This is a genomic window from Halopseudomonas pachastrellae (assembly GCF_900114765.1).
Classification (GTDB): domain Bacteria; phylum Pseudomonadota; class Gammaproteobacteria; order Pseudomonadales; family Pseudomonadaceae; genus Halopseudomonas; species Halopseudomonas pachastrellae.
In genome coordinates, this window is sequence record NZ_FOUD01000019.1 from 1 (window position 1) to 21,984 (window position 21,984).

General features: G+C 61.8%; 21 protein-coding genes, 1 pseudogene and 1 riboswitch. Of the genes and pseudogenes, 11 read left to right on the plus strand and 11 right to left on the minus strand.

The window, feature by feature from the left end; genetic code table 11:
• Nucleotides 1-484 precede the first annotated feature (484 nt).
• Nucleotides 485-1,684, minus strand: coding sequence for a tyrosine--tRNA ligase (gene tyrS, locus BM116_RS14510; protein ID WP_083728069.1), 1,200 nt, complete (start codon nucleotides 1,682-1,684; stop codon nucleotides 485-487).
• Between the two features lie 223 nt (nucleotides 1,685-1,907).
• Between tyrS and BM116_RS14515 the strand changes: the two genes are divergently transcribed.
• Nucleotides 1,908-3,338 carry a peptidoglycan DD-metalloendopeptidase family protein gene (locus tag BM116_RS14515; RefSeq protein WP_083728070.1) on the plus strand — a complete coding sequence of 477 codons (1,431 nt, stop codon included), beginning with the start codon at nucleotides 1,908-1,910 and terminating at the stop codon, nucleotides 3,336-3,338.
• A complete protein-coding gene (locus tag BM116_RS14520) occupies nucleotides 3,338-4,438 on the plus strand; it encodes an anhydro-N-acetylmuramic acid kinase (protein WP_083728071.1) in 1,101 nt (366 codons plus the stop codon). The genes BM116_RS14515 and BM116_RS14520 overlap by 1 nt, the downstream gene beginning before the upstream one ends.
• Here the strand turns inward: BM116_RS14520 and erpA are convergent, their stop codons facing one another.
• The 4 genes from erpA to argC form a co-directional block, all read right to left on the minus strand.
• Nucleotides 4,439-4,792: an iron-sulfur cluster insertion protein ErpA gene (gene erpA / locus BM116_RS14525; RefSeq protein ID WP_083728072.1), complete on the minus strand. Its 354-nt coding sequence runs from the start codon at nucleotides 4,790-4,792 to the stop codon at nucleotides 4,439-4,441.
• Between the two features lie 67 nt (nucleotides 4,793-4,859).
• Nucleotides 4,860-5,288 (minus strand): bactofilin family protein, encoded by a 429-nt coding sequence (locus tag BM116_RS14530; protein ID WP_083728073.1) that lies wholly within the window; start codon nucleotides 5,286-5,288, stop codon nucleotides 4,860-4,862.
• Complete coding sequence (locus tag BM116_RS14535) at nucleotides 5,288-6,058, minus strand: DUF6776 family protein (RefSeq protein ID WP_083728074.1); 771 nt, start codon at nucleotides 6,056-6,058, stop codon at nucleotides 5,288-5,290. Before BM116_RS14535 ends, BM116_RS14530 begins: the two co-directional genes overlap by 1 nt.
• A complete protein-coding gene (argC, locus tag BM116_RS14540; RefSeq protein WP_083728075.1) occupies nucleotides 6,058-7,092 on the minus strand; it encodes an N-acetyl-gamma-glutamyl-phosphate reductase in 1,035 nt (344 codons plus the stop codon). Before argC ends, BM116_RS14535 begins: the two co-directional genes overlap by 1 nt.
• A 142-nt stretch (nucleotides 7,093-7,234) precedes the next feature.
• Between argC and hemJ the strand changes: the two genes are divergently transcribed.
• Complete coding sequence (gene hemJ / locus BM116_RS14545) at nucleotides 7,235-7,657, plus strand: protoporphyrinogen oxidase HemJ (protein WP_268874575.1); 423 nt, start codon at nucleotides 7,235-7,237, stop codon at nucleotides 7,655-7,657.
• Here hemJ and BM116_RS14550 read toward each other — a convergent pair.
• Nucleotides 7,654-9,135, minus strand: a complete 1,482-nt coding sequence (locus tag BM116_RS14550) for an AAA family ATPase (protein WP_083728077.1) — start codon at nucleotides 9,133-9,135, stop codon at nucleotides 7,654-7,656. The two genes, hemJ and BM116_RS14550, sit on opposite strands and share 4 nt — an antisense overlap.
• A gap of 128 nt (nucleotides 9,136-9,263) precedes the next feature.
• Here BM116_RS14550 and BM116_RS14555 point away from each other — a divergent pair, with 128 nt between their 5' ends.
• Both BM116_RS14555 and coq7 read left to right on the plus strand, forming a co-directional pair.
• On the plus strand, nucleotides 9,264-9,602 hold the full coding sequence (locus BM116_RS14555; RefSeq protein ID WP_083728078.1) for a histidine triad nucleotide-binding protein: 339 nt from the start codon (nucleotides 9,264-9,266) through the stop codon (nucleotides 9,600-9,602).
• 36 nt (nucleotides 9,603-9,638) lie between these two features.
• Nucleotides 9,639-10,283, plus strand: coding sequence for a 2-polyprenyl-3-methyl-6-methoxy-1,4-benzoquinone monooxygenase (coq7, locus tag BM116_RS14560; protein ID WP_083728079.1), 645 nt, complete (start codon nucleotides 9,639-9,641; stop codon nucleotides 10,281-10,283).
• Here the strand turns inward: coq7 and BM116_RS14565 are convergent.
• Both BM116_RS14565 and BM116_RS14570 read right to left on the minus strand, forming a co-directional pair.
• Complete coding sequence (locus BM116_RS14565) at nucleotides 10,271-10,546, minus strand: DUF1145 domain-containing protein (protein WP_083728080.1); 276 nt, start codon at nucleotides 10,544-10,546, stop codon at nucleotides 10,271-10,273. The two genes, coq7 and BM116_RS14565, sit on opposite strands and share 13 nt — an antisense overlap.
• Nucleotides 10,547-10,654: 108 nt before the next feature.
• A complete protein-coding gene (locus tag BM116_RS14570) occupies nucleotides 10,655-11,077 on the minus strand; it encodes an OsmC family protein (RefSeq protein WP_083728081.1) in 423 nt (140 codons plus the stop codon).
• A gap of 179 nt (nucleotides 11,078-11,256) precedes the next feature.
• Here BM116_RS14570 and crp point away from each other — a divergent pair, with 179 nt between their 5' ends.
• The 3 genes from crp to BM116_RS14585 all read left to right on the plus strand — a co-directional run bounded on the left by crp (nucleotide 11,257) and on the right by BM116_RS14585 (nucleotide 14,116).
• Entirely contained in the window at nucleotides 11,257-11,901 is a 645-nt protein-coding gene (gene crp / locus BM116_RS14575; RefSeq protein WP_083728082.1) for a cAMP-activated global transcriptional regulator CRP, read from the plus strand.
• A gap of 135 nt (nucleotides 11,902-12,036) precedes the next feature.
• On the plus strand, nucleotides 12,037-13,389 hold the full coding sequence (locus tag BM116_RS14580; RefSeq protein ID WP_083728083.1) for an adenosylmethionine--8-amino-7-oxononanoate transaminase: 1,353 nt from the start codon (nucleotides 12,037-12,039) through the stop codon (nucleotides 13,387-13,389).
• 4 nt (nucleotides 13,390-13,393) lie between these two features.
• Complete coding sequence (locus tag BM116_RS14585; RefSeq protein WP_083728084.1) at nucleotides 13,394-14,116, plus strand: 16S rRNA (uracil(1498)-N(3))-methyltransferase; 723 nt, start codon at nucleotides 13,394-13,396, stop codon at nucleotides 14,114-14,116.
• Between the two features lie 138 nt (nucleotides 14,117-14,254).
• Here BM116_RS14585 and BM116_RS14590 read toward each other — a convergent pair.
• The 3 genes and pseudogenes from BM116_RS14590 to BM116_RS14600 form a co-directional block, all read right to left on the minus strand.
• Nucleotides 14,255-15,700: pseudogene (locus tag BM116_RS14590) on the minus strand (methyl-accepting chemotaxis protein); the annotation flags it as partial.
• Between the two features lie 27 nt (nucleotides 15,701-15,727).
• Nucleotides 15,728-17,914, minus strand: coding sequence for a putative bifunctional diguanylate cyclase/phosphodiesterase (locus BM116_RS14595; protein WP_083728085.1), 2,187 nt, complete (start codon nucleotides 17,912-17,914; stop codon nucleotides 15,728-15,730).
• A gap of 186 nt (nucleotides 17,915-18,100) precedes the next feature.
• A complete protein-coding gene (locus tag BM116_RS14600; protein ID WP_083728086.1) occupies nucleotides 18,101-18,406 on the minus strand; it encodes a hypothetical protein in 306 nt (101 codons plus the stop codon).
• A 198-nt stretch (nucleotides 18,407-18,604) separates the two neighbouring features.
• Here BM116_RS14600 and BM116_RS14605 point away from each other — a divergent pair, with 198 nt between their 5' ends.
• The 3 genes from BM116_RS14605 (at nucleotide 18,605) to dxs (ending at nucleotide 21,708) form a co-directional block, all read left to right on the plus strand.
• A complete protein-coding gene (locus tag BM116_RS14605) occupies nucleotides 18,605-18,844 on the plus strand; it encodes an exodeoxyribonuclease VII small subunit (RefSeq protein ID WP_083728087.1) in 240 nt (79 codons plus the stop codon).
• Nucleotides 18,841-19,728, plus strand: coding sequence for a polyprenyl synthetase family protein (locus BM116_RS14610; RefSeq protein ID WP_083728088.1), 888 nt, complete (start codon nucleotides 18,841-18,843; stop codon nucleotides 19,726-19,728). Before BM116_RS14605 ends, BM116_RS14610 begins: the two co-directional genes overlap by 4 nt.
• Nucleotides 19,729-19,821: 93 nt before the next feature.
• Nucleotides 19,822-21,708, plus strand: a complete 1,887-nt coding sequence (gene dxs / locus BM116_RS14615; RefSeq protein WP_083728089.1) for a 1-deoxy-D-xylulose-5-phosphate synthase — start codon at nucleotides 19,822-19,824, stop codon at nucleotides 21,706-21,708.
• A 36-nt stretch (nucleotides 21,709-21,744) separates the two neighbouring features.
• A riboswitch (cobalamin riboswitch) is annotated at nucleotides 21,745-21,941 on the plus strand.
• Nucleotides 21,942-21,984 lie beyond the last annotated feature (43 nt).

Sequence of the window (21,984 nt, forward strand, 5' to 3'; positions counted from 1 at the left end):
AAAAACTCGTGAATTCACGAAGTTACTTGCTAGGCTGATAATCTTTTTGATCATCGAGCACATTCAGCAAGCACCCACACGAATTACTTGATTCAAATTGTTAAAGAGCGATTCGGTCAGCGTTTCCGCCTAACCAAGGCCGAGCATTCTACGCTAACCTCATGTTCCGTCAAGCATTTTTTTGAAGTTTTTAACCGCTTCAAAACCCGCTTGAGCGACCCGAAGATGCTTTCGCTTTCCGGGTCAGGGAGGCGCATTCTACAGGATCAAACCCCGCTGTCAACACCTTCCAAACAACCTGATGAGAACGTCTCATCCCACTCAAAATGGCGTCTTTCGAACAACCCTTTCGAGGCGGCGCATTCTACGCCATCTTGCCGGACTGTCAAGCCTCAGAATTAAGCTAACTTATTGATTGATAAGCGCTTTACCTGAGGCGTCCCGCCCGACAAGGAGGCGAATTATAGAGACTTCAGCAGGCGCGTCAAACCTTTTTCAACACAATGCGTGCAAATTTCTTTTTGCCCGCCTGGCAGACGTAGGCAACGCCTGGCTGGAACACGAAATCACGATCTACCACGACGCCATCAACCTTGACCGAGCCTGCATTGAGCAGGTCGCGTGCAGCTGCCGCATTCTTTGTCATGCCTGCACGGTTGAGCACCGCGGATACCGGCAGCTCACCATCGGCCTCAATATCTACTTCAGGCAGGTCATCGGGCAGCTCGCCATCCTTCAGACGGTTACCGGCAGAGCGGTGAGCATTGGCGGCGGCTTCTTCACCGTGGAAGCGTGCGACCAGCTCCTCGGCGAGCTTGATCTTGATATCACGCGGGTTGGCGCCATCTTCGATATCACGCTTGAACTGCTCAATCTCTTCCATACTGCAGAAGCTGAGCAGCTCGAAGTAGCGCCACATCAGGCTGTCGGGCATGGAGACCAGCTTGTTGTACATCTCGCCCGGGGCGTCGTTGATACCGATATAGTTATTCAACGACTTGGACATCTTCTTCACACCGTCCAACCCTTCCAGGATCGGCATGGTCAGAATGACCTGAGGCTCCTGCCCGTACTGACGCTGCAGCTCTCGCCCCATCAGCAGGTTGAACTTCTGATCGGTACCACCCAGCTCCACATCCGCCTGCATGGCGACCGAGTCATAGCCCTGGACCAGCGGATAAAGAAACTCGTGCACAGCAATCGACTGACCACCTTTATAGCGCTTGTCAAAGTCGTCGCGCTCCAGCATACGCGCCACGGTGTACTTGCCCGCCAACTGGATCATGTCGGCTGACGTCATCTTGTCCATCCAGGTGGAGTTGAACATCACCTGCGTCTTGGTTGGATCAAGAATTTTGAACACCTGCTCTTTATAGGTCTCGGCATTGGCCAGTACCTGCTCGCGCGTCAGAGGCTGACGCGTGACGTTCTTGCCGGAGGGGTCACCGATCATGCCGGTGAAGTCCCCTATAAGGAACAACACCTGGTGACCGAGATCCTGGAATTGACGCAGCTTGTTGATCAGCACGGTGTGACCGAGGTGCAGATCAGGTGCCGTCGGATCGAAGCCAGCCTTGATGCGCAGGGGCGTGCCGCGCTCAAGCTTGGCGCGCAATTCGCTCTCAACCAGAATTTCATCCGCACCGCGCTTGATCAGCGCCAACTGCTCGTCAACCGACTTCATACGTCCAGGATTCCTGTAGATTTTAGGTGGGTGGGTAAACCGGGGAACAAACCATACAACATTGCCTATCAATTACAAGCTGGGCCAGGCGGCAGGCGCTTAACAAGAATTGACGGTGGAAATCTGACGGACGGGACGAGCAAAAACTTGCCACGCGCGCTTTTCAATTATAATTTAGGAAGTTAGTCCACTTTATCTAGAATACTTCTACACAAGAGCGCTTATGGGATCTCCAGATAAAAAGTCACCGCGATACCCCAAAAGCCACCTCGTGGCCGCCAGTGGAATCGCCGCAGCGCTGAGCATCATCCTGCTCGTTGTCCCCACTACCGATGTAGAAGCCAAGAAGACCTTCGTTCAGCTTGAGCTTCAAACCCCAGAATCTGATGCCGCTGACGCCGACGCGTCACTGGCCCAATCGCCTGAACAACTAGACGCACTGGTCAGCGACGCAGTCACACTGCCCAAGCCGCTGGACATTGCCAGACAGGCAACCAATGCCGCGAAAGGCGAACCGATTGTCGCGGTTGAACCGGCAGCGCCGACCGAACCCCAATGGCAACAACTGACCGTAGCCAGCGGAGATACGCTCTCTACCCTGTTCGACCGAGCGGACCTTGGCGCCAGCACGCTGCACGCAATCCTCAATAGCAGTGAACAGGCACGTCGCTTTACCCGACTGAATGTGGGCCAGGTCCTTGAGTACCAGACCGATGCCGACGGCCAGCTGCTGGCCATGCGCTCCAAGCTCAACGACCTGGAGAGCATTCGCGTCGAGCGAACGAGCGACGGCTTCGTTTTTAATAAGGACGTCATCGAACCCGACGTTCGTGAACGCTATGTCCATGGCACCATCAACTCCTCGCTGTTTCTCGCCGCCCAAAACGCTGGCCTCAATCACAACCTGACCATGCAGATGGCCAACATCTTTGGCTACGACGTGGACTTTGCCCGCGATATCCGCCAAGGCGACAGCTTCGAGGTACTGTTTGAAGAGCTGCACGTAGGCGACAAGAGTGTTGGCAACAACAACATTCTGGCTGCGCGCTTTACCAACCGCGGCAAGACGTTTACCGCAGTGCGCTACACCGACAGCAACGGCTACGCCAGCTACTACCGCGCCGACGGCACCAGCATGCGCAAGGCCTTCATCCGCACGCCGGTTGACTTCGCCCGCATCAGCTCCCGCTTCAATCCGGGCCGCCTGCATCCGGTACTCAACCGCATTCGCGCACACAAAGGTGTCGACTACGCAGCTGCGACCGGCACGCCGATCAAGGCAACCGGTGACGGCCGCGTCGTCTCCGCTGGCCGCAAGGGTGGATACGGCAATGCCGTGGTCATTCAGCACGGTCGCAAATACCAGACCCTGTATGGCCACATGAGCCGCTTTGCCAATGGCGTTCGCGCTGGCAGCAACGTAACCCAGGGCCAGATCATCGGCTATGTCGGCATGACCGGCCTGGCCACCGGCCCGCACTTGCACTACGAGTTCCGCGTAGACGGTCGCCATGTTGATCCGCTCAGCGTACAGCTGCCCGCGTCCGACCCGATTCCGGCCAGCGAGCGCACGGCCTTCCTGGCCAGCAGCCAGAAGCTGATGGCCGCCATGGATCAGAACCGCGCCACCCAGCTCGCAGCGCTGGAACCCTGATGCAGCAACTGCATGTCGGTATCATGTCAGGCACCAGCCTGGATGGTATCGACATCGCCCTCTCCCGCTTTACCGACGCGCACCAGGCAGACTGCCTGGGCGCGCTTTGCATCCCCTTTCCCCACGACCTGCGCCAGCAATTGCTGGACCTGTGCAGCCCTGGCAGCGATGAGCTGTACCTGGCCGGCATCGCCGGTAACGCCTGGGCCCACCTGGCCGCAAGCGGAGTCAACCAGCTACTCCAGCAGCATCAAGTCAGCCCCGAGCAGGTAAGTGCCATCGGCAGCCATGGGCAGACCGTGAGGCATCACCCAGACCAGGGTTTCAGCCTGCAGATTGGCAACCCGTCGCTGCTCGCAGAGCTGACCGGCATCAATGTGATAGCCGACTTCCGCAGCCGCGACCTGGCCGCCGGAGGCGAGGGCGCCCCTCTGGTTCCAGCCTTTCATCACTGGCTACTGAGCAGTGATGAACACACCCGCACGCTGGTCAATATCGGCGGCTTTGCCAATCTGACGGTACTGAAACCGGGCCAAAGCCCATCGGGTTTCGACTCCGGGCCGGGGAATGCACTGATGGATAACTGGGCGCTGCGCCATATCGGCACGCCCTACGATGAGAACGGCAGCTGGGCGCAAAAGGGGCAGGTGCATGATGCCTTGCTGCAGCGCATGCTGGCCGACCCCTACTTTGCCCGCACCGGACCCAAGAGCACGGGGCGGGAGTACTTCCACGAAGCCTGGCTGTCAGTGCATCTTCAACATGTACCGGGCGTGGCGGCAGCTGACGTGCAGGCCACGCTGGCTATGCTGACGGCCACCACCATTGCCGAGAGCCTGCAGCAGGCGGCAGCGGAAACACGTGAGCTTTATGTCTGTGGGGGCGGCGCGCGCAACGCGCACCTGATGGAGTTGCTGCAGCAGCAACTGCCTGCTCGGCAGGTCGCCTCGACGCAGGCGCTGGGTGTGGACCCGGATTGGATGGAAGCGATGGCCTTTGCCTGGCTGGCATGGCGCTTTGAACAACGCCTGGCCGGCAATCTGCCCAGCGTCACCGGCGCGAAGGGCGAGCGCATTCTGGGCGCGCTCTACCCAGCCTGATCAGATCGAGAAGGATGACCCGCAGCCGCAGGTGGTGCTGGCGTTGGGGTTGTTGATGACGAAGCGCGAACCTTCCAGACCTTCCTGGTAATCCACCTCAGAACCGGCCAGATACTGGAAGCTCATCGGGTCAACGATCAGCCGCACGCCATCGCGCTCGACAACGGTATCGTCTTCAGCCAGTTCATCATCGAAGGTAAAACCGTACTGAAAGCCCGAGCAGCCGCCGCCGGTGACGAACACCCGCAGACTCAACTGATCATTACCCTCTTCGTCAATCAGCGAACGCACCTTACTGACAGCGTTATCGCTGAAGATGAGCGGGGTGGGAATATAGACTTCAGGACTCGACATACAACCTCCGACGGCCAGGGCCGCAGCACAACAGGGCGGCCATTATCCGTTTCTCCGAGGTTTTTGGTCAACTATTATGACTGCCGACGCTGTCTTGGGCGGTGTCAGTGAAGGTCAAAAGCGCGGCGTTTTCTGTCATGCAGTTGAGCTGTCCACTGATCTGCGCGCCCATGACCATTTCCATGGAGCGGTAGTGCAGATCGCCGCTGATGCGTGCCTTGGCGTCCAGCTCCAGGTGTTCCAGCGCCTGCACATCACCACACACCTGGCCATTGATCACCACGTGGGGCGCCTTGATGCTACCCTCGACGCAGCCGTGCTCGCTGATACGCACCAGGCCGTCCTGCGCGTCGATGTTGCCAACAACGCGACCATCGACCTGCACCGCGCCGATAAAGCGCAAATCCCCGATCAGTTCGGCATCCTGGGCGATGATGGTGGTTTTGCCGCTAAACCGGCCGATATCCGCCTTCTTCTGCTTTTCCGATCCCCACATCAGGGCGCTGCTCCTGTGACTGTCCATTCAAAAGACTGCTCAACCAGGGTCTCCCCCCCATGGCGAGCAGTCAGTGTGATCTGCTGCGGCACGAACCCTTCCGGCAGGCTCAACCTGGCCTGCTCACTGCGTGCCGGCACCACCTGAAAATAGCGGAAGTTCAGTGCCAGAGCATCCGCCTCCACCTCGGGCCCTAGGTCGGCCAGCGTCAGGGTCTCGGCCTTGCCATCGCGCTCACCACTGACCTCCAAGTCAAGGCTGGCTTCCAGCATCTCGCTTTCATCGCCTACCCGGCTGACCATCACCTTGTAGGCAAACACCTGCGGATCGTCTGTCGCATGCAATTCAAATGCCTGCACGCGCAAACCGGGCGTCATGGCGCTAGGCGCCAGCACGCCCTGATACTGCGCCAGGCTCTGCTGCTGGCGGAACAACTGCGCCTCCAGGTCGCTGATGACCTCCTGGCCCTCGGTTACCGACTCGCGCGCTACCAGCAGATCAACCTCCATCTGGTGATAGCGCTGGCGCTGCTCTTCCAGCTCTCGCATCAACTGTTGCTGCTGCTCAACCAGCAGGTCCCGCTCCTGGCTAAGCGGCGCCAGACTGCGCAGGGCCGACTCGCGACCAAGCCACGCGCTGACCGGTATGGCTGTCAGCAGCATGATCAGTACTGCCCGCCGCCAGCGCTGACGCGCGCGACTCTCACGCGGCGTGATGCTGACGTGATGGTCCCGATACGACTGGGGTCGGGGCCGCTTCAACTCGGTCATCAGGGCATCAGTGCCGGCTGCGCCAGACCGGCGCGTTCATCCAGACCAAACAGGATGTTCATATTCTGTACCGCCTGACCCGACGCGCCCTTGGTCAGGTTATCGATGACCGACAGCACCACCACGGTATCGCCGCCCTGCGGACGATGCACCGCAATACGACAGACATTGGCACCACGCACGCTGCGCGTTTCCGGATGGCTGCCGGCCGGCATTACGTCAACAAAGGGCTCATCAGCGTAGCGCTGCTCGAACAGCGCCTGCAGATCCACACTGGTGTCGGCCACAGTCGCGTAGAGCGAGGCATGAATGCCACGAATCATCGGCGTCAGATGCGGTACAAAGGTAAGCCCGACCGGCTGACCCGCAGCGAGCTGCAAGCCCTGGCGAATTTCCGGCAGATGACGGTGACCGGCCACACCGTAGGCCTTCATGCTCTCGGTCGCCTCACAGAACAGCGAGGGCACGCTGGCGCCACGTCCGGCACCGCTGACGCCAGATTTACAATCGGCAACCAGGCGCGCCGGGTCGGCCAGACCCGCCTCGAGCAGCGGGATAAAACCGAGCTGGGTGGCGGTCGGGTAGCAGCCGGGCACGGCAATCAGGCGAGCGCCGCGAATGGCTTCACGGTTGACCTCAGGCAAACCGTATACCGCTTCACCCAACAGCTCCGGCGCGCCGTGCGGCTGGTGATACCAGCGGCTCCACTCCTCGGCATCACGCAGCCGGAAGTCCGCCGACAGATCGATAATTTTCACCCCGGTGGCCAGCAGTTCACCGGCCAGCGAATGGGCAACACCATGCGGCGTGGCAAAGAACACCACGTCGCAGGCGCCCAGGGCGGCGACATCCGGCACGCTGAAGCGCAGGTAGTCATAGTGACCACGCAGGTTGGGATACATATCGGCGACACAGAGCCCTTCCTCGGATCGCGACGTAATGACCTCGACATGCGCTTCGGGGTGCTGGGCCAGCAGCCGCAGCAACTCAACACCGGTGTAGCCGGTTCCGCCTACAATGCCTACTTTGATCATCATTACGTCCTGATTCTCTGAGTCTTGTTTGAACAATGGGTGCGACAGCAGCGTAGCTGACGCCGCTTGGTCCCCTATGATAAAAGCGCTGACAGAAATTACCAGCACTGGCCCGGCGCCAGCGCGCCAACAGGAGACTCGTGTGTACCTCTGGATAAAAGCCTTTCACATCATGGCCGTGATTACCTGGTTTGCCGGCCTGTTCTATCTACCGCGTCTGTTCGTCTACCACGCCCAGGCCGAAGACGATGTCAGCCGCGAGCGCTTCAAGATCATGGAGCGCAAACTGCTGCGCGGCATCATGAACCCGTCGATGGTGGTCGCTCTGCTGCTTGGCGGCTGGATGCTCTACCTCTCACCCGCCTGGCTCAGCCAGGGCTGGATGCACGCCAAGCTGACCCTCGTCGCCCTGCTGGTGGTGTACCACCACATGTGCGGGGGCATTCGCAAACGCTTTGCCGAAGACGCCAACACCCGCTCCCACGTCTACTACCGCTGGTTCAACGAAGCGCCGGTGCTCGCGCTGGTCGGCATCGTGATTCTGGTTGTGGTCAAACCCTTCTAGTCCGCCCGCACCGCCCGGTCCTGCGCCCACAGGCGCAGGGCCTGCAGCTTCTCGGCCATGACCACCGACAGCGGCGCCGTGCGGCTGATGGCATTGAGAATGTGCACACCGCTGAGACGACCGTCACCGGCAGCATTGGCGTACACGGCCGACACCACCGCCTGCTCGATCTCCGCCCCGGAAAAGCCCTCGCTGGCCTGCGCCAGCTGCTGCAGGTCAAACTGACTGGCATCGAGCCCGCGCTTGGCCAGATGGATACCGAAGATATCCGCGCGAACGGCCTCATCCGGCAGGTCGACAAAGAACAGCTCGTCGACACGCCCCTTGCGAATCAGCTCCGGCGGCAGCTGGCTGACGTCATTGGCGGTAGCCACCAGAAACACCCGCGACTGTCGCTCGGCCATCCAGGTCAGCAGCGTGCCGAGCATGCGCCGGGATACGCCGCTGTCGCTCTGATCCGCCGCCACGCCCTTTTCGATCTCGTCAATCCAGAGCACACAGGGCTCCAGCGCCTCGGCCATTTGCAGCGCATCGCGCAGGTTCTTTTCCGTCTCGCCGATGTACTTGTTATAGAGCCCGGCCATATCCAGGCGCAGCAAGGGCAGCCCCCACAGGCCGGCCACCGCCTTGGCCGCCAGGCTCTTGCCGGCGCCCTGCACCCCGACCAGCAGCACCCCGCGGGGGCGGTCCTGAGCCAGATCGGCCTCGGTAAAGGCGCTCTGGCGCTCAGCCAGCCAGTCTTTCAGGCGCTGCAGCCCGCCAACATCACCAAAACGCGCGGTCTGCTGCTCAAAATGCAGCACGCCGTCCATCCCCAGCAGTTCGAACTTGGCCTTGTTCAGGGCCGGCAGATCGCTCTGGTCGATGGCGCCGTCATCAATGATCAGGTTACGCGCCAGACGACGTGCTTCGTCGTGCGTGGTGCCGCGCAGGTTGCGTACTACCTGCTGCAGCGTGCGGTTGTCGGTTCGTACTCGCTCGCCCTTGTTGGCAGCGCTCCAGCGCACCGCCTCCTCACGCACGATAGCCCCCAGCTCTTCGTCACTGGGCATGTTCAGCTGCAGGCGCGCCGACAGCCGCGTGAGTTCCTGCGGCAGGGTCACGGCATGGCTGACCAGAATCAGCGTTGGTGCACTGAGATCATTGCTCATCGCCAGGCTTTTCAGCTGCCGGACAATACGCGGCGAGTCGAGGAAGGGGTGCAAGTCGCAAAAGACGTAGAGCGCGTCCTCCTTGCTGCGGCGCACGGTCTCCAGTGCGATTTCCGGGTCGCGGGTGTCCTGCTCATCGTCCACGTCGGTGCCAAAGCCAAGCCGGCTGAGCCCGTCCAGATGATTCCAGGTGTACCAGGTCTGCGCCCGCTGCACCGCCAACGAGCCGATGGTTTCCAGTACTCGCGGCTCCTGCCAGGACTCGATGATGACCAAGCGCACCCGCGAGTCCAGCACCAGCCCCAGATCATGAATATCGTTTTTCAACCCACGCCTCCTTTACCGCGCAGCCATCCTGCTGCGCCACGTCCCGATAGTGCCAATCCAATCGCCTGCGGTACACTGGCAAACACCGCGGTGTCCTGCCGCCCACCCAGCGAACCAAGGAGTGCAGCGTGGATTGTCTGTTCTGCAAGATCATCGACGGAAAGATTCCGTCCAAGAAGATATACGAAGATGACCAAGTATTCGCCTTTCACGATATCAATCCGCAGGCGCCCGTTCACTTTCTGGTGATCCCGAAAAAGCACATCGCCACCCTCAATGATGTCACCGAAGATGATCGCGCCGTGGTCGGCCACATGGTCTATGTCGCGCAGAAACTGGCCAATGAGCTGGGTTGTGAAACGGGCTTTCGCACCGTATTCAACTGCAACGAAATGGGCGGCCAGACGGTCTACCATATCCACCTGCATGTACTCGGCCAGCGCCAGCTGACCTGGCCGCCGGGCTGAGACCACGCAGCGCCCCACTCTGACGCCGGAGCAAATATGAGCACACGCCACTACAGCTTTATCGACCGCCTGCTGAATCAGGCCGATCAGTCGCTGCGCACTCTGGTGCCCGGCGCAGCCCAGGCGCAGCGTCCGTCCCCGGCGCAGCATCTGGCCAACGTCCCGCTGGATGCCGAGGAGCGCCGTCATATCGCCGGCCTGATGCGCATCAATCACACCGGTGAGGTCTGCGCCCAGGCCTTGTATCAGGGCCAGGCGCTGACGGCCAAGCTGCCGGAGGTACGCGAAAAGATGGAGCACGCCGCCGCCGAAGAGATCGACCATCTGGCCTGGTGCGAGCAGCGGCTGGGGGAGCTGGGCAGCCATACCAGTGTCTTCAACCCGCTGTTCTACGGCATGTCTTTCGGGATGGGTGCGGCGGCAGGGCTGATCAGCGATCGCATCAGCCTGGGCTTTGTTGCCGCCACCGAGCAACTGGTCGAGCGTCACCTCGATGACCACCTGAACCAGCTGCCGGAGGAAGATATCAAGTCACGCGCGATTCTGGAGCAGATGCGTGAAGACGAGATCGAGCATGGTCACGCGGCGCTGGAGGCCGGCGGTTCGGTCTTTCCGCCGCCGGTCATGCAGGCCATGGCGCTGCTCTCCAAGGTGATGACCAAGGCCACCTACAAGGCCTGATTGATTGCCCGCACGGTATCGGGGTGGCGCAGGTGCAACACCCCGAACACCATCACCTGCAACAGGTGCAGACCGGTTGAGCCAAGCTTTTTCAGCTTGCGATACATCAGCAGGCATTCCACCACGTGCACGCCCAGCACGATCAGGGCAATCAGATGCAGACGCTGCGGATTGGGCACCTCGACCAATCCCAGCAGGCTGAGGATCACCGTCAGCCAGAACGCCAGCATCATCAGCTTGGCCAGCAACATGAACACGCGCATGACAACTCCCTGTATTTTGTTATCGGAGTCTGGATAGTAGCGGTCAGTCTGCTGCTGCCAAGGGCCGGGCCAGCCAAACGGCTGACCGAGGACGCCAACGGCAGCGTCTCAATCGATTTCGACGATCTCGTAATCGTGGGTTACTTCAACACCAGCGCGGCCCATCAGAATGGAAGCCGAGCAATACTTCTCGGCAGACAGCTCAACCGCCCGCTTGACGTGCGCTTCCTTCAGGTTCTTGCCGGTCACAACAAAGTGCAGGTGGATCTTGGTGAAGACCTTGGGCTCGACATCAGCACGTTCGGCCGCCAGCTCGGTGTGCACGTCGCGAATGTCCTGGCGGGCCTTTTTCAGGATGCTGACCACATCAAAGCTGGCGCAACCACCCAGGCCAACCAGCACGGTTTCCATCGGGCGAATGCCCATGTTGCGGCCGCCGGCCTCCGGCGGGCCATCCATGACAACGGTATGGCCGCTACCGGACTCACCCAGAAACATGACCCCATCGACCCACTTGATCGTTGCTTTCATTTATTGCTCCCGCCGCAAAATCGCTCGAAGGCCGGGAGAATACCACAGGCACATGCGACAGTTACCCACACTGGTCAGGATGGTAAAAACTGGACATAATCCTGTTTGGTCTCACGCTGAGGCTTATACGGAAGCGCCGCATTACCCGCAGGCGCACTGACGGCCAGGACACGCTTTTAATGGTTTCAATCAACCTGACTCCTAAAATAAAAAACATCGATGCATTTCTTGCCCACTGCCATCGCCGCCGTTTTGCGGCGCGCAGCACGCTGATCCACGCAGGCGACAGCTCGGACAGCCTGTTCTACATCGTCAAGGGCTCGGTCACCATCCTGATCGAGGACGAGCAGGGCCGCGAAATGATCATCGCCTACCTCAATCAGGGTGACTTCTTTGGCGAAATGGGTCTGTTCGACCTGACACCGGCCCAGCATGACCGCAGCGCCTGGGTGCGCGCCAAGACTGAATGCGAAGTCGCCGAAGTCAGCTATGCCAAGTTCCGTGAACTGACCCAGCGCGACCCCGAGCTGCTCTACGCCGTCGGCCGGCAAATGGCCGAGCGCCTGCGCAAGACCACCCGCAAGGTGGGCGACCTGGCGTTTCTGGATGTCACTGGCCGCGTTGCCGGCACCCTGCTGGAACTGTGCAAGCAACCCGACGCCATGACCCACCCCGACGGCATGCAGATCAAGATCACCCGCCAGGAGATAGGCCGTATCGTTGGCTGCTCGCGGGAGATGGTGGGCCGGGTACTGAAGAGCCTGGAAGAACAGGGTCTAATTGAGGTCAAGGGCAAGACCATGGTGGTCTACGGCACCCGCTGACCGCCTCTCGCAGCCGGCAGGCACTGACGCACAGAGTACGCCCCGTCGCTGCGCGGTGCAGGCCGGCCGGTTTCTGCAGCCAGCCGGACGCTCATGTACAATCGCTCACCGGGCCACTTCTGGAGGAGCTGAAACATGGGTTTAAACAACGACTGGATGCAGCGCGACATTTCCGTGCTCTGGCATCCCTGCACCCAGATGAAAGACCACGAGCACATGCCGGTCATCCCGATCCAGCGCGGTGAGGGCATCTGGCTGCACGACTTTGAGGGCAACCGCTACATGGACGCGGTCAGCTCCTGGTGGGTCAACATTCTCGGCCACGCCAACCCCTACATCAACGAACGCGTCAAACAGCAACTCGACACCCTGGAGCACGTGATTCTGGCCGGCTTCAGCCATCCGCCGGTGGTCGAGCTGTCCGAGCGTCTGGTGCAGATGACACCAGCGCCACTGACCCGCTGCTTCTACGCTGACAACGGCTCCTCCTGTATCGAAGTGGCGCTGAAAATGAGCTTTCATTACTGGCTCAACACCGGCAAGCCGCAGAAAAAGCGCTTTATCACCCTGTCCAACAGCTACCACGGCGAAACCCTGGCAGCGCTGGCGGTGGGAGATGTCGCGCTCTACAAGGAAACCTATCAGCCGCTGCTGATGGACGTGATTACCGTCCCCTCCCCTGACTGCTACTACCGCGAAAACGGCGTCAGCTGGGAGGAACACAGCCGGCAGATGTTTGCGCACATGGAACAGGCGCTGGCCGACAACCATGAGGAAGTGGCCGCCGTGATCGTCGAGCCGCTCATCCAGTGTGCTGGCGGAATGCGCATGTATCACCCGGTGTACCTCAAGCTGCTGCGCGAAGCCTGCGACCGCTATGGCGTGCACCTGATCCACGACGAGATTGCCGTCGGCTTTGGCCGCACCGGCAGCCTGTTTGCCTGTGAGCAGGCCGACATTGCACCGGACTTTCTCTGCCTGTCCAAGGCGCTGACCGCCGGCTACCTGCCGATGGCGGTGTGCATGACCAACGACACCATTTACCAGGCCTTCTACGACGATTACGAGAGCATGCGCGCCTTCCTGCACTCGCACAGCTACACCGGCAACCCGCTGGCCTGCGCTGCTGCGCTGGCAACGCTGGACCTACTGGAGCGCGACAACGTGATCGAGGCCAACAAAGCGCTGTCGGCGCACATGGCCAAGGCCACCGCGCATTTTGTCGACCACCCGCACGTAGCCGAAGTCCGCCAGACCGGCATGGTACTGGCCATCGAGATGGTGAAAGACAAAGCGACAAAAGAGGCCTACCCCTGGCAGGAGCGCCGCGGCATCCGCGTCTATCAGCACGCCCTGAAAAACCAGGCCATGCTGCGCCCGCTCGGCAGCGTGGTGTACTTCATGCCGCCCTATGTGATTACGCCGGAGCAGATCGACCATCTGGCCAGTGTCGCCTGGGAAGGCATCCAGCTGGCCACCCGGGACTGACGCCATGCGGGTATCGCGCTTTTATCTGGATCGCCCGCTGAGCGCAGGCGAGGTCATTCTCGACGGCGACGTTGCCCACTATATCGGCCGAGTGCTGCGTCTGGCGCCCGGCGCGCCCGTGCAGATCTTCAACGGCAGCGGTCAGGAATGGCCGGGCGAAGTCAGCGCGGTGAGCAAGCGCGACGTGACCATAACCCTGCAGCAACCGGTGGCCGGTACACCCGAGTCGCCGCTGCACACCCACCTCGGGCAAGCGTTGTCCCGTGGCGAGCGCATGGACTGGGCCATTCAGAAGGCGGTCGAGCTGGGCGTCAGCGAAATCACCCCGCTGTTTACCGAGCGCTGCGAAGTCAAGCTGCAGGGCGAGCGCGCCGACAAGCGCCAGGCTCATTGGCAGCAGATCGCCGTCAGTGCCTGCGAGCAGTGCGGCCGCAGCAGCGTTCCGGTGATCCATCCGCCAATGGCATTGCATGACTGGCTGTCCGCGCTGCAGGTCGACGTCAGGCTGGTCCTGCACCACCGCACCGAGCAGGACCTGCAAAGCCTGCCGGCGCCAGAGTCAGCCGCCCTGCTGATCGGCCCGGAGGGCGGTCTCAGCGCTGGCGAGATCGCGCAGGCTGAGCAGGCGGGGTTCCACGCTGCCCGTTTCGGCCCGCGGGTGCTGCGAACCGAGACCGCGCCGGTGGTTGCGCTGACCATGCTTCAGCACCTCTGGGGAGATGTCTGAGCGGGCGCGGTGCGCCTGCCAGAACTCGCCGGCCAGCCCTTCCAGTCGCTGCACCAGCGTCATCAGCTCGGCAGCATGCTCGTCGTTTTCGGCCATTGCCTCCAGGTTGGTCACGCTGCCTAGCCGGATACGCTGCAAACTGCGGCTGATTTCGTCACTGACACTGCTTTGCTGCTCCACCGCCGCGGCAATCTGAGCGCTGGCCTGACTGATACCGCTGACCAGCCCGTCGATGCCATCCAGCGCCTCGGTGGCTTCACTGACACCCGCGGCGCACAGATCAACCTGCTGCAGACTCTCCTGCATTGCACTGACCGCGGCCTGACTACCCTGCTGCAACCCCTCAATCGACTGCCGAATGGTGGCGGTCGATTGCTGGGTACGCGCCGCCAGCGCACGCACCTCATCGGCGACCACTGCAAACCCGCGCCCCTGCTCACCGGCCCGCGCCGCCTCGATTGCCGCGTTCAGCGCCAGCAGGTTGGTTTGCTCGGCAATACCGTTGATGACCTCCAGCACGGCAGATATCTGTTCGCTCTGGCTGGCCAGCGCCTTCAGCCGATCGCCGGATTCGGTAATCGAGGCGGTCAGCATCGCCATTCGTTCACTGGTGGAGCTGGCTACCCGATGACCATCACTGGCACTGCGCTCTACCCCTCTGGCATCCTCGGCCGCCTGCTGGGCGTTACGTGCCACCTCCTGAACACTGACCGCCATCTGCTCGACCGCAGCAGCAACCTGCTCAGTCTCCGCCTGCAACTCGCTGCTGGCCTGACTGCTGCGTTTCACCGCGCCGACCATATCCCGGCTTTGCTGGGCCAGTCGCTGCGCCGCATCGCTCATGCGCCCAACCAGCGCAGAGGCCTCTGCCTCCTGCATGTCAAAGGCAAAGGCAATCTGACCCAGCTCGTCCCGGCGCCCGGTATAAAGCAGCTGACCCAGGGGGTTGTCAGCGATCGCCCGTGCCCGACGTGTCAGCGCACGCAGCGGCCCCAACTGGTGCCAGAGGCCGGTCAACAACAGCGCATAGCCGCCGGACAGGGTCAGCGCCAGTTCCGGCAGAGACGCGCCAGACGAGGCGAGGATGACACCCGCCGCACAGAGCATTGCGGCACTGCCCAACGCCAATCGGGCAAACAGTGAAAGCGCCGGACGCCGCAACGCACGCGGCACCTTGCCCTGCAGCAAAGCGGCATAACAGCGCTCGGCAGCGGCTACTCGCTCATCCGACGCACGCGTGCGAACCGATTGATACTCAACCACCCGGCCGTTCTCACGCACCGGTGTCACATAGGCACTGACCCAGTAGTAATCACCATTTTTACAGCGATTTTTTACCAGCCCCATCCAGCTTTTACCTGCCTTCAGGCAGTCCCACAGCTGTTTGAATGCCTCGGGCGGCATATGCGGATGACGGATGATGTTGTGGTTTCGCCCCACGAGCTCGGCTTGCGAATAGCCGCTAATGCGCTCGAATGTTGCGTTGGCGTAGGTGACGGCACCCTTGAGGTCTGTCGTTGTCAGCAGGTTATCGCCATCCTGCAAACAGACCTCGCTGTCGGTGATCGGTAAATTTACCTTCATATACTCCTCGCGGCGCAGTGGTGAACATCAGGGAAAAAGCAGACCTCTCAGGTCATCGGCACACATGGGAAAGCCCAGCTTGAAACCCTGCCCCAGGGTGCACCCTTCCTGCAGCATCAGATCAACCTGGCTGAGGTGCTCAATGCCCTCGGCAACCACCGCCAATCCAAGACTGCGGCTAAGCGCGATGATCGCCCTGCAGATAGTGAATTGCCGGGGGTTTTCGTGGGTCTCGTGCAGAAAGCTGCGGTCCAGCTTGATGATGTGAAGCGGAAAACGATTGAGGTAACCAAGCGAGCAGTAGCCGGTCCCGAAGTCATCCAGGGCAATACGCACGCCCATATCGGCAAGCTCGCGCAGGCTGGCCAGCACCCGTGGATCGTGATCGATCAGCAGGCTTTCGGTAATTTCCAGTACCAGACTGTCGGGCGCATAACCCGTGACCTGGAGAAACTCACGCAGGCGCTGGACGAAGTCCGCTTCCTGCAGCTGCCGACCCGACAGGTTGACCGAGCAACGCAATGGCCCGGCTCCTTCTTGCTGCCAGCGTTGAGCCTGTCTGCACGCCTGCTCCAACACCCAGTAGCCGACCGAGACAATCTCCCCCGACTCCTCGAGCACCGGAATAAAGGCGGCAGGTGAGACCGATTCACCGTCATGGGACCAGCGCAACAACACTTCGACCGCCACCGGCGGCTGGTTTGGGGCGTTCAGATCGAAAATCGGCTGGTAATGAAGCGTAAACTCGTCACGCTGCAGCGCCTGCAGCACGTTGCTTTCCAGCTTGAGGCGCTGACGTGCCCGCTGCTGCATCGACTGATCGAATCGCTCGAAGCGCGCCTTACCCGACTCCTTGGCACTGTAAAGCGCCAGGTCGGCGGCCTGCAGGGCATCCTCCAGCCCCTGCCCGGGCAGCAGCGGCGCAACACCAATACTGGCGCTGACCACCAGGCAACGCTCGCCGAAACACAGCGGTTCGCGCAACGCGGCAAGTGCCCGGGTTGCGACCGTTTCTGCATCCTCGGCGCAGGCCAGATCATCCAGCAACATGACAAACTCATCGCCGCCGAAACGGGCCAGTTGATCCCCGGGCCGCAGGCAGCTGCGCAGCCGCTCGGCAACCAGCAGCAGAACCCGATCACCGGCGGCATGCCCGAGGCTGTCATTGATCAGTTTGAAACGATCCAGATCGATGAACAGCAAGGCCGCATGGCGCGCGCCGGGCCGGCTCAGTTGTGAGGCCGTGCGCTGCAACTGGATATTGAGTTGGTGCCGATTGATCAGTCCGGTCAACGGGTCATGCCGGGCGGCATGCTCCAGTTCGCGCTGAAAGCGCTGGCGCTCGCTGATATCGGTCTGCGAACCGGCCAGCCGCCGGCGCCCGGACAAGTCGACCTCAACCACGCCCCGGGTCAGCACCCACAGGTAGCTGCCGTCACTGCGACGCAGGCGGTATTCATGACGAATCCAGGGCGAGCGCCCCTGCAGGTGCTGCTCAATAGCGGCCTGCAGATCGGCCTGATCATCCGGATGCACCCGCTCAAACCAGTGCATCGAGCGCGCTCCAACCTGATCCTGCGCCAACCCCAGCATGCTCGCCCAGCGCGCGGACACATAGAGCTGATCCTGTTGCAGATCCCAGTCCCAGATGCCGTCGTTGGCGCCACGCAAAGCATGGGCGTAGCGCGCCTCACTGGCCTCCAGTGCGCGATGCTCAGCATCAATGTACGCATCGGCAGCCAGGCTCATGTCAAAGAAAACGATCTTCAACAGGCTGTCAAAATCTGTCAGCCGGGACTGCTGCTCGACACTCAGGCCGTCAAACCAGCCCTTCAGTAACTGGCTGAGGTAGAGCCGATAGGCGCCCAGATACCACTTCAGCTCAACGCCAACCTGCTCGTGGATATGGCCGATGCGCACCCGCTCTTCCAGATAGCTCTGATCAAGGGTGCCGCTGAACAGGCGGTCGTAGTAGCCCTGCTGGCTGCGCTTGAGACGCTCGACCAGCCCGTCGCCGCGCAGAATGGCGCGGGTTTCCGGGTACTGCCCAAGCCGCTGATAGAGCGCATCAACAAAGTCGTTGCTGAGTCGCCGCCCAAAAGGCCCCACGCGCCGCAGCCGGTCACCATCGGCGGCAGTCCAGTCCAGAAAATGAAGGCGCTGCTGCAGACCCTCTGCATCCAGCCCCAGTTTATCGAATACCGGTTTCAGCACGGGATGGCATCCATGTTGGTGATAACGCGGCCCGGCGGGCCGCTGCCAATGGTTGTTGTGCGTTTTTCAGGCAACAAAAAAGGCGCCTGCCGCCCGCGTGTTTCCACCCGGGCGCCAGGCACCTTGTCTTTCAGGCCCATACGTCCTGACCGGCAAAGCCGTTGCTGTCGTTTCCTAAACGCTACCCTAGCGCGGCTCCTCTGACAAGCTGCGCAGCAGGCCCTGCAGGCGGTAGCGCAAGTCCGCCAGCTGCCGTGAGCGAAACGCATGTCGCGTGCGCTCTAGCGTGGCAATCGCCTCCTCCAGCTCGGCCCGTACGCGCCCTGCCTGATTCATACGCTCGGGCTTGAGCCAGCGGCACAAGGGCGCGTCCTGGCAGCTGTCTGGCTCACAGATCAGCTGATACTCAAGCCCGGCCCGCTCCAGCGCCTGATCAATCTCGGCGCACCGCTCGCTCGCGCCGGCAACAACTACCTTGAGGGCGTCAATCATGGCTCGCACCAATAGTGTTAAATTGATCTCACATTCTACGCGCATGGGCCTGCAGCTCTAGCTCGGAGCAGCCCAATCTCGGCTTTGACTGACCTGCATCAATGATCGCGCCGCACCTGCCCACACGCATGCCAATTGACCCATCGCGGCCCCTTGGGTAATGTTCAGCCGTTTAATTCACCCCCAGCTGAGGTAACCATGGCCCGGAAGAAAACCGCAGTGGACTTTGAACAGTCCCTTGGCTCGCTGCAGGCACTGGTGGAACGTCTCGAAAGCGGCGATCTCAGCCTGGAAGAATCACTCGCTGCCTTCGAACAGGGCGTGGCCCTGACCCGCGACTGCCAGCAGGCGCTGAGCCAGGCCGAGCAGAAAGTGCAGCAGTTGATGGAAAACAACGGTGAGCTGCGCACCGAGCCGTTCGACGGCGCCAGCGAATGAGCGAGTTTGTCGATTACCTGAGCCTTTGCCAGCAGCGCATCAACGCCTACCTTGGCACCCAGCTGAACACCCCGCAGCCCCGCCTTGAACGCCTGTACAGCGCCATGCGCTACAGCGTGGTCAACGGCGGCAAACGGGTGCGTCCACTGTTGGCCTATGCCAGTTGCGAGGCCCTGGGTGGTCAGGCAGAACAGGCTGACCCGGCCGCTGCCGCCGTTGAGCTGATTCACGCCTACTCGCTGATCCACGACGATCTGCCGGCCATGGACGATGATGACCTGCGCCGCGGCCAGCCGACCTGTCACCGTGCCTTCGACGAGGCGACCGCCATTCTGGCTGGCGATGGCCTGCAGGCGCTGGCTTTTGAGCTACTGGCTGGAGCCACACACTGGCAGAGCGCCACACGCCTGCAGATGGTGCAACTGCTCGGGCGCGCCGCCGGCCCGCAGGGCATGGTCGGTGGTCAGGCCATCGACCTGGGCGCGGTGGGGGAGCAACTGGACCTGGCAACGCTGGAGTCCATGCACCGGCACAAGACCGGCGCCCTGATCCGCGCCGCCGTGCAGCTGGGCGCGCTGGCCAGCGAACAGGTGGATGACGCCCAGCTGGCCGCGCTCGGGCAGTACGCCGAGAGCATCGGCCTGGCCTTTCAGGTGCAGGACGACATCCTCGACATCGAAAGCGACACCAGCGTGCTGGGCAAACAGCAGGGCGCCGATGTGGCGCGCGACAAGCCTACCTACCCCGCGTTGCTCGGGCTGGATGGCGCGCACCGCCTGGCCGATCAGCTGCGTGATCAGGCGATCAGCGCGGTCGACGGCTTCGGCCCTGCGGCCCAGCGCCTGCGCCAGCTGGCGGACTACATCGTCCAGCGGCGCTTCTGAAACAACCCTACGCGCAGTTGGGCTATTGCACGGCATCAGTTAAACTGCGCACTTGTTTTCCTGCCACTACGGTGGCAATCAGAGCCTTGTTTGATGCCCACCACTTTCCACGACATTCCGCCACAACGCCCCGCAACGCCTTTGCTGGACAGTCTTGAGGACACCGCGCAGCTGCGCGCCCTGGACGAGAGCCAGTTGGGCGAGCTGGCCAACGAGCTGCGGGCCTTCCTGCTGTGGAGCGTGGGCCAGACCGGCGGCCATTTTGGTGCCGGCCTGGGCGTAATCGAGCTGACCATTGCTCTGCATTACGTCTACAACACCCCGGACGATCGCCTGCTGTGGGATGTCGGCCACCAGGCCTACCCGCACAAGATTCTTACCGGGCGCCGCGAACAGATGGCCAGCCTGCGCCAGAAGGGCGGCCTGGCAGCCTTTCCGCGCCGTAGTGAAAGCCCCTACGACACCTTTGGCGTCGGCCATTCCAGCACGTCCATCAGCGCCGGCCTGGGCATGGCCATCGCCGCCGGACTGCAGGGCCTGGACCGCCGCACCGTGGCCGTTATTGGCGACGGCGCGCTGACCGCCGGCATGGCCTTCGAGGCGCTGAACCACGCCGCCGACGTAGAAGCCAACATGCTGGTAGTGCTGAACGACAACGACATGTCGATCTCGCGCAACGTGGGCGGGCTGTCCAATTATCTGGCCAAGATCCTTTCCAGCCGCACCTACTCGCACATGCGTGAGGGCAGCAAGAAGATGCTGTCGAAGATACCGCCGGCCTGGGAGCTGGCGCGCAAGACCGAAGAACATGCCAAGGGCATGCTGGTGCCCGGCACCCTGTTCGAAGAACTGGGCTGGAACTACATTGGCCCCATCGACGGCCACGATCTGCCAACGCTGGTACGTACGCTAGCCAATATGCGCGAGCTCAAGGGCCCGCAGTTTCTGCACGTGGTAACGCAAAAAGGCCATGGTTTCTCACCGGCCGAGGCCGACCCCATCGGCTACCACGCCATTACCAAGCTGGAGCCCAAGCCGGCTGCGCCCACCGGCGCCAGCAAGCCCAAGTTCTCCAACATCTTCGGCCAGTGGCTGTGCGACATGGCCGAGCAGGACGAGCGCCTGATCGGCATTACCCCGGCCATGAAAGAAGGCTCCGACTTGATCGCCTTCAGCGAGCGCTTTCCCAAGCGCTACTTTGATGTCGCGATTGCCGAGCAGCACGCCGTTACCCTGGCTGCCGGCATGGCCTGCGAAGGCGCCAAGCCGGTCGTGGCCATCTACTCGACCTTCCTGCAGCGCGGCTATGATCAGCTGATCCATGACGTCGACGTGCAGAATCTGGACGTGCTCTTTGCCATCGACCGCGCCGGCCTGGTGGGCGAAGACGGCCCAACCCACGCCGGCAGTTTTGACCTGTCGTACCTGCGCTGCCTGCCGAACATGCTGATCATGGCCCCGGCCGATGAAAACGAAACCCGGCAGATGCTGACCACCGGCTACCTGCACAAAGGCCCGGCGGCCGTGCGTTACCCGCGTGGCACCGGCCCGGGCGTACCTATCGACCCGGCGCTGGAGCCCCTGCCCATCGGCAAGGGCCTGGTCACCCGCCAGGGCGAGAAGGTCGCCATTCTCTGCTTTGGCACCCTGCACCAGCACGCCATGAAGGCCGCCGACGCGCTGAACGCCACCGTTGCCAACATGCGCTTCGTCAAACCGCTGGACCACGCGCTGATCGCCGAATTGAGCGCCAGCCACGATCTGCTGGTTACCGTCGAAGAGAACGCCGTCATGGGCGGCGCCGGCAGCGCCGTCAACGAATGGCTGCTGGCACAGGGCATCAGCTTGCCGGTGCTCAACCTCGGCCTGCCCGACATTTACGTAGAGCACGCCAAGCCGGCCCAGATGCTGGCCGAGTGCGGACTGGATGCCGCCGGCATCGAAAACGCCATCCGCGAACGCCTTGGCCGCCTCGGCTAAGGCTTGACCGCTCCCGGCGAAACGCCTAGAGTCCGCCCCCATCAAAACGCGTCAGGTGCCTGCCCTTTGAAGGGGCGGGTGAAACGGGAAGTCGGTTCAAGTCCGACACTGCCCCCGCAACGGTAAGAAGTCGCAGGCTAGCCCTGCAGCCGCAATCAACCGCCACTGTATCCACGGGAAGGCGATTGCGACCGACTTCAAGTCCGGAGACCGGCCTGCCGCCTTGCAGCACACCACCCTGTGCTGCCTGCCAACGTGACGCGGAGGGCGCCACCG